6 protein-coding genes are annotated in these 6,598 nt (G+C 55.6%); all 6 read left to right on the top strand.

Going from position 1 to position 6,598, the window contains the following annotated elements; all coding sequences use genetic code 11:
* Positions 1-143 precede the first annotated feature (143 nt).
* Entirely contained in the window at positions 144-473 is a 330-nt protein-coding gene (locus ACEWL3_RS19180; RefSeq protein ID WP_386185097.1) for a DMT family transporter, read from the top strand.
* Position 474: 1 nt separating this feature from the next.
* The gene (locus tag ACEWL3_RS19175) at positions 475-2,103 is read left to right on the top strand and encodes an amidase (protein WP_386185094.1); all 1,629 of its coding nucleotides are present in this window, start codon (positions 475-477) and stop codon (positions 2,101-2,103) included.
* A 364-nt stretch (positions 2,104-2,467) separates the two neighbouring features.
* On the top strand, positions 2,468-3,223 hold the full coding sequence (locus ACEWL3_RS19170) for a hypothetical protein (RefSeq protein WP_386185091.1): 756 nt from the start codon (positions 2,468-2,470) through the stop codon (positions 3,221-3,223).
* Positions 3,224-3,309: 86 nt separating this feature from the next.
* Complete coding sequence (locus ACEWL3_RS19165) at positions 3,310-4,626, top strand: site-specific DNA-methyltransferase (protein WP_386185089.1); 1,317 nt, start codon at positions 3,310-3,312, stop codon at positions 4,624-4,626.
* Complete coding sequence (locus ACEWL3_RS19160) at positions 4,623-5,027, top strand: DUF5681 domain-containing protein (RefSeq protein ID WP_386185087.1); 405 nt, start codon at positions 4,623-4,625, stop codon at positions 5,025-5,027. Before ACEWL3_RS19165 ends, ACEWL3_RS19160 begins: the two co-directional genes overlap by 4 nt.
* Positions 5,020-6,435: a phage terminase large subunit gene (terL, locus tag ACEWL3_RS19155; protein WP_386185084.1), complete on the top strand. Its 1,416-nt coding sequence runs from the start codon at positions 5,020-5,022 to the stop codon at positions 6,433-6,435. The genes ACEWL3_RS19160 and terL overlap by 8 nt, the downstream gene beginning before the upstream one ends.
* The last annotated feature ends 163 nt before the right edge of the window (positions 6,436-6,598 follow it).

Raw genomic sequence — 6,598 nt, 5'->3', positions numbered from 1 at the left:
CTGCGGGCGAAGACCCCGATCGATGGGCTCTATCTGTCCGGGCAGGATGTGGTCAGCCAAGGCATTCAAGGCGCGCTATGGGGTGGCATCCTTTGTGCGGCCAGCGTCGACCCCAAGGTTTTCAAAGTGATGAGAGGATAGGCATGCACTGGTTTCTCCTCGCGATTGGTGTTGCCATTGAAATAGCGGCAACGGCGTCGCTACGGCTCTCTGATGGTTTTACCAGGCCTGGTTTCACGGCTCTCACCCTCATGTGCTTCGCACTGGCATTTTATTTGATGTCGCTCGTCGTGCGGACCATGCCGCTCGGGATCGCATACTCTGTCTGGGCGGGTGGCGGTATCGCAGGTGTCACACTTCTGGGCGCAACCGCTTTTGGTCAATCCTTGGATGGTTATGCCTATCTGGGCATCGGTTTGATCATTGCGGGGGTCATGGTCTTGAATGCTCTGTCGACTGCAGCGGGGGCGTGAGGTGGTACCGCTCGACCGCAGCTCAATGGAGCCGACCCGCATCACCGATCTGAGCGCTGTTGAATTGGCGCGCGAGACCACTTCTGGACGACTTTCAGCAACGGCGGTTGTTGAAGCCTTTCTGGCGCAAGTGGACAAGGTAAATCCGGGTCTCAATGCAATTGCGATCCCGCTTTTTGAGGAGGCGCGGGCGCGGGCCAAAGAACTTGATGAGGCTTTCACGCGCGGTGATGTACCAGGCCCACTCCACGGCGTGCCCATCACGATCAAAGAACAGTTTCGCGTCGCGGGAACACAGATAACACTGGGTGCGAAGAACAAGATCGGCAATGTCTACAACACCGAGGGCCCCTTGGTCAGAAAATTGAGAGAGGCTGGGGCGGTCATTCTTGGCAAGACGAATGTGCTGCAGACGCTGTCTGGTTGGGAAACCGACAATCGTGTCTACGGTCGGACCAACAATCCCTGGGACCACGCCCGGTCACCCGGAGGAAGCAGTGGTGGCGACAGTGCGATTATAGCCGCACGCGGCGCCCCGCTTGCCTTGGCCGCAGATTTTGGAGGGAGCATCCGCATTCCCGCCCATTTTTGCGGTTTGCATGGTTTGAAGCCAACCTCCGGTCGCCTGACGAGCGATGACTTCCCGCCGGGCCTGATGTCTGTGAACCACGGGCAGGAGGTTGTCGTGCAACAGCCGGGTCCGATTGCCGGGACTGTCGCCGACTTAACCTTGGCGATGCGCCTTCTTACAGAAACCTCTTCCGAGGAGATCACGCGGGACGTCGTTGCGCCGACAGTGTGGCCTGACCCGGCGGCTGTTCAAATCAAAGGCATGCGCATCGGGATGTATGTTGAAAACGGCCATTTTCCGGTTTCGCCCGCAATACGCCGCGCAATTTTGGAAGCGGCCGACGCGCTGAGGTCCATGGGCGCGACCGTGGAACCCATTGTGCCTCCCGATGCGCGAGAGGCGATCCGAATATTCATCGGCGCAACGTCAGCCGGTGGTGGCAAATTCTTCAAGACATTGCTTGGTGACGAAGAACCAATTCCGCAGGTTGCCGACCTGCTTCGCGGCATTTGGACCAAACCGGCTTTGCTGCGTGTCGCTGCATGGCTGCAGGACATGAAAGGTCAAGGTCATCAGGCCTATGCGATGCGGTGTCTGGGTACCCGCTCCGTCGCAGAATACTGGTCGCTGGCAGATGCGCGCACAGACTTCAGGCAAAAATTCCTGCAATCATTGGACGATGGGCATTTCGACGCCGTCATTTGCCCGCCCTTCGCCTTGCCCGCAATACCCCATAACACGTGCCAACATCTTCTGCCTTCAGCCGGCTATGCGATTGTCTACAACGTGATTGGCGCCCCCGCTGGGGTGGTTTCGCTAACGAATGTCAGGCCCGATGAGGAATCGGATCGCGTCGTTTCCCGAGACTTGGCAGACATAACCGCCAGCGCCGTGGAACAGGGGAGTGCAGGCCTTCCTGTAGGCGTGCAGGTGGTGGCCAGGCACTGGCGGGAGGACATTGTTCTTGCGGTCATGTCCGCGCTCGAGGATCATTTCCGATCAAAGCCCGATTATCCGACAATCCCGGAAAACTCGCTGGCCGATCAACCTGTGGCGTGACTCCAAACGTCGCGCGGAATGCGGTTTCTCCAATACTGCGGCTCTGTAAAAACTCCTTTGATCCAAGACCGTCAGAACGTCTGCATTCGCGAACCAAGCCGAGGCGCATCGCAGCTGCAGATAGCTTTCGTTTTCCCATCTGGAGCTTATCGCTGCGTCCGCAATTCACGCTCAAGCGGACTTTGGTTCTCATCCAATGATTGGCAGCATTGTCCGCGTTGCGGACATTTCCAATTGTTCACTAAACGTCGGTTATTCAAAAAAGCTATTTCTTAGACCTCTGGTTGTTTTTGGGCCCAGAGCCTAGACCACCGTGCTTTGGGTTGTACCATTGCATCCAGATTGCAGAATAGGAGTATTGCAAATGGCTGACGGCTCAAAAGATCCAGACCATGATTTTCTTAAGTCTGGAGAAGCCCTTTGGCTGGACGATCCTGAACAGAGCCTGACAGACGCCGAACTCGGTCGTGTGATGGAGCATTTCAGTGCATCGGATAATTTCAACGACCCGCAACTGCCCCGCTCCATAAAATGGCAGTTCCAGTCTTTTGTCGTCATGGCTATGAACGAAGGATATCGTGAACGCGGTGGAAAACTCGAAAAGGTTTCTAAGCCCTCCACAATTGTTGAACGGGAAATGGAGCAGCTAACCAAAGCTGGCGCAAAATTCTACGAAAAATTTGCTGGATTGGATCCAGTGACCAAGAACTGGCTGCGTCAACTTTCTAAAGTGGACGGGGTCGAGTACGACAGTATTGGTCGAGATCGGTTTCGCGACCTTGATGATCGTCTTTTTGGGCTGGTTAAAGATTTAGTTTTAACTGCGCGCTCGGCCGACGGAATAACGTCGCGCGGCCCGAACAATCTTGCTCTGAGGGAAATGGTGGATTGGCTGGCAGGGTGTTGGGAGATCTGCCATGGCATGCCGCCGACGACGGACAAAGGGCGGGGTCGACGAGATGAGGCGTTTTTGGAGCTCTGCCAAGATGTGGCTAAAATTGCACACGCCAAGCTCAAGGCAAAAGGCGGTGGGCTTACGACCCTCAAGCTCCCATTTATAGTTGACGAGGTGATCAAAAATCGGGCTGCTGAAACCGCCAAGAAACCGCGGGAGAAGTAAACCAGACTTTTGGCGATAACTCCTCCGTCGATCTGACGGTGCTGAGAGTCATAAATTTGCATGTAGTAAACGCGAAGGAATGCGACATGCAAAATCTAACTATTTCTTACCGCCCAGTATCTGAGGTTGCGGTCAATCGGCGCAACGCCCGAACCCACGACAAACGGCAACTCAAGCAGATCAAAGACAGCATCGAGGCATTTGGATTTACAAATCCGCTGCTGATTGACGAGGCCGCCGTGCTGATCGCTGGACATGCACGTTTGTCGGCAGCAAAGGCCCTGGGGCTTGGGTCGGTCCCGGTCATTGTGCTGGCGCATCTCGATGACGCCCGGAAACGGGCGCTGATGCTGGCCGACAATAAGATCGCACTGAATGCCGGCTGGGACATGGACCTGCTGGCCAATGAACTGGCTGATCTGTCGTCGATGGATCTTGAATTTAACCTGGAACTGACCGGGTTTGAAGTTGCCGATATCGACATCATTATTGACAGTGCCTCGGATCGCAGTTCAAACGAAGTTGAGCTTGCACCAGTTCCTGACGAAAACACTCCGGTTGTAACCCGGCGCGGGGACCTGTGGCACCTCGGCAAACACCGGGTTCTCTGCGGCGACGCGCGCAGTCCAGACGACTTTGCGTTGCTTGTCGAACAGCAGAAAGCGGATGTGGTTTTTACCGACCCGCCCTACAACGTGCCAATCGCAGGCCACGTGTCCGGAAAGGGCAGGGCACGCCACCGGGAATTCCATGAGGCAAGCGGAGAAATGACCCGGTCTGGATTTACAGCCTTTCTGGACGAGGTTCTTGCCAACACATCTCAGTCGTGTCGCAATGGTTCCATCTCGTTTGTCTGTATGGACTGGCGTCACATGGGGGAGTTGCTCGAGGCCGGGCAGCGGTCATTCGACGCCTATCTGAACCTGTGTGTCTGGGCAAAGACAAACGGCGGGATGGGGTCCCTCTATCGGTCGCAGCATGAACTGGTTTTTGTCTTTCGCAAGGGCAAGGTTCAGCACCGTAACAATGTCCAGCTCGGCCGCTTCGGACGCAATCGCACAAACGTCTGGACCTACGCCGGGGTCAACACCTTCCGGGAAGGCCGGATGGAAGAGCTCTCAGCGCACCCGACAGCAAAGCCAGTGGCCATGGTGCGGGATGCGGTCCTTGATGTAAGCAAACGCGGTGAGATCGTGCTGGATCCGTTCTTAGGGGGCGGCACCACACTGATGGCCGCCGAGCAGTCGGGCAGGGTGGCCTATGCCTTGGAGATCGATCCGGCCTATGTCGATGTCGCGCTGAGGCGCTGGCGAACAGAAACCGGAGAGGAGCCACGCCGCGCGTCAGACAATCGCACGCTTGCCTCACTTGAAGCCGAGAAGCTTGAGGAGGTCGGGGCATGAGCAACGATAATGATGACGAGTATGACGTCGGGTTTTGCAAACCGCCAAAAGGCGGCATGTTCCAAAAGGGCCAGTCAGGCAATCCGAACGGTCGGCCCAAAGGCGTTAAAAACTTCCAGACAGAATTGGTTTCTGTTCTCCGATCAAAGGTGACTGTCACCGTGGCTGGCAAGCCCAAATCAGTGAGCGTTGTTGAGGCGGCATTGATGCGGCTGAGAGAGAAGGCATTGAAAGGGGAGCTGAGGGCACTCGAGATTGTGCTTGGGTATGCTCAGGAAAGCTCCAGCGCATCGGATGCCGGTTTGCGCGAACAAAAGCTGAGCAAACTTGAGAAAGATATTCTTGGGCGGTCGACGTTGTCCGGCAACGGCTCCGATCCGGAGGGTTCTGGCAGTGAATAACGTCGACACAGCAGATCTGCTGGCGGTCTTATTGCGCAGCGACCTCTCCAGCTTCATCCAGCGCAGTTTTGCGACCGTTGATCCGGGTTCGGTCTATAGCCACAACTGGCACATCGACGCGATTGCGTACCAGCTGGAACGGATTGCGCGCGGCGAGATCCGGCGTCTGATCATCACCATGCCGCCAAGGTCGTTAAAATCGATCTCCGCCTCCATCGCTTTCCCGGCCTGGATCCTTGGCCGATACCCGAAGAAACGGATCCTGGCGGTCTCCTATTCTGAGAACCTGGCCGAGAAACTCGCGTTCGACTGCATGAAAGTGCTGGCCTCTGACTGGTACCAGGACACCTTCCCGCAGACCCGCGTTGCCAGAAACAGATCAAGGAAGTTCGATTTTGAAACCACACGAGGCGGTGGCCGGTATTCTGCATCGGTTGGTGGCGCGCTGACGGGTCGCGGGGGCGATATCATCATCATCGACGACCCTCACAAACCAGACGAAGCGCAGTCGGAGGTCAGGCGCAGCAGCGTGTTGGATTGGTATGGCTCGACACTATTGAGCCGCTGTAACGATCCGGCCACCACGCCAATTATCGTCATTCAGCAGCGGATTCATGAGAATGATCTGGCTGGCATGCTTCTTGAACAGGGAGGCTGGGAGCATCTCAATCTGCAGGCTGTTGCTGATGACCCGGAATCCTTTGATCTTGGAAGGCGCGGGCACATTCACCGCAAAGAAGGAGACCTGCTGCATGCCGAGCGGTTGCCGCGCGACTTGCTCAGCGACTATAAGACGCAGCTTGGTTCCTATGTCTACGCGGCCCAGTATCAACAGCGCCCGGCCCCGATCGAAGGCGGCATTGTGAAGTGGAACTGGTTCAAATCGTATGATGTGGTTCCGCAGCAGCTGGAACAAGATGAGATTGTTCAGTCCTGGGACACGGCCTCAAGTGCAGGAGAATTAAATGACTATTCTGTTTGCACCACATGGCTTGTCCGCAAACCACAGGCATGGATGCTTGATCTATGGCGCGGCCGCCTTGAATATCCGGACCTGCAGCGGAAGATTCAATCTTTGGCGGTGCAGGCGAACGCAAACCGGATCCTGATTGAGCAAGCCGGATCCGGGATCAGTCTGATCCAGGATCTGTCAAGATCCAGCGACCTGAACGTCATCGGCATCATTCCGAAACAGGACAAAGCAAGCCGGTTAATGAACGTTTCTGCCATGATTGAGGCGGGTCGCATATTGATCCCAAAAGAGGCTCCCTGGCTGGCTGACTTCCGCCGGGAGTTGACCCTGTTTCCCAATGCACGCAACGACGACCAGGTCGATAGTCTGTCGCAGTTTCTCAACTGGCTCGATCAGCCTGAATTCAAGTGGTATGTGGGCGGCTCATACTATTGAAAAATTAAAATGACTAGAATGAGCATAGCTTTCAGCTTGGAGGATTCTGATAATGGCGCTTATGTGAAATAGATTTTCATTCACTCCGGTCTTACCAAAGTTCCGATTTTCGGGCTGAATTGTGCAGTGGTTATTCTTTCCTTTTAACGTAATTTGAAACCCG

Origin of the sequence: Sulfitobacter sediminivivens, assembly GCF_042611115.2 — a bacterium.
Taxonomy (GTDB): Bacteria; Pseudomonadota; Alphaproteobacteria; order Rhodobacterales; family Rhodobacteraceae; genus Sulfitobacter; species Sulfitobacter sediminivivens.
Note: the sequence above shows the minus strand (reverse complement) of the source record. Positions and strands in the feature narration are given on the sequence as shown.

What these genes read in the sequence shown, in the direction of transcription:
- ACEWL3_RS19160 (WP_386185087.1), top strand. Translation starts at nt 4,623, where the DNA reads ATGAGCAACGATAATGATGACGAGTATGACGTCGGGTTTTGCAAACCG.
- ACEWL3_RS19165 (WP_386185089.1), top strand. Translation starts at nt 3,310, where the DNA reads ATGCAAAATCTAACTATTTCTTACCGCCCAGTATCTGAGGTTGCGGTC.
- ACEWL3_RS19170 (WP_386185091.1), top strand. Translation starts at nt 2,468, where the DNA reads ATGGCTGACGGCTCAAAAGATCCAGACCATGATTTTCTTAAGTCTGGA.
- ACEWL3_RS19180 (WP_386185097.1), top strand. Translation starts at nt 144, where the DNA reads ATGCACTGGTTTCTCCTCGCGATTGGTGTTGCCATTGAAATAGCGGCA.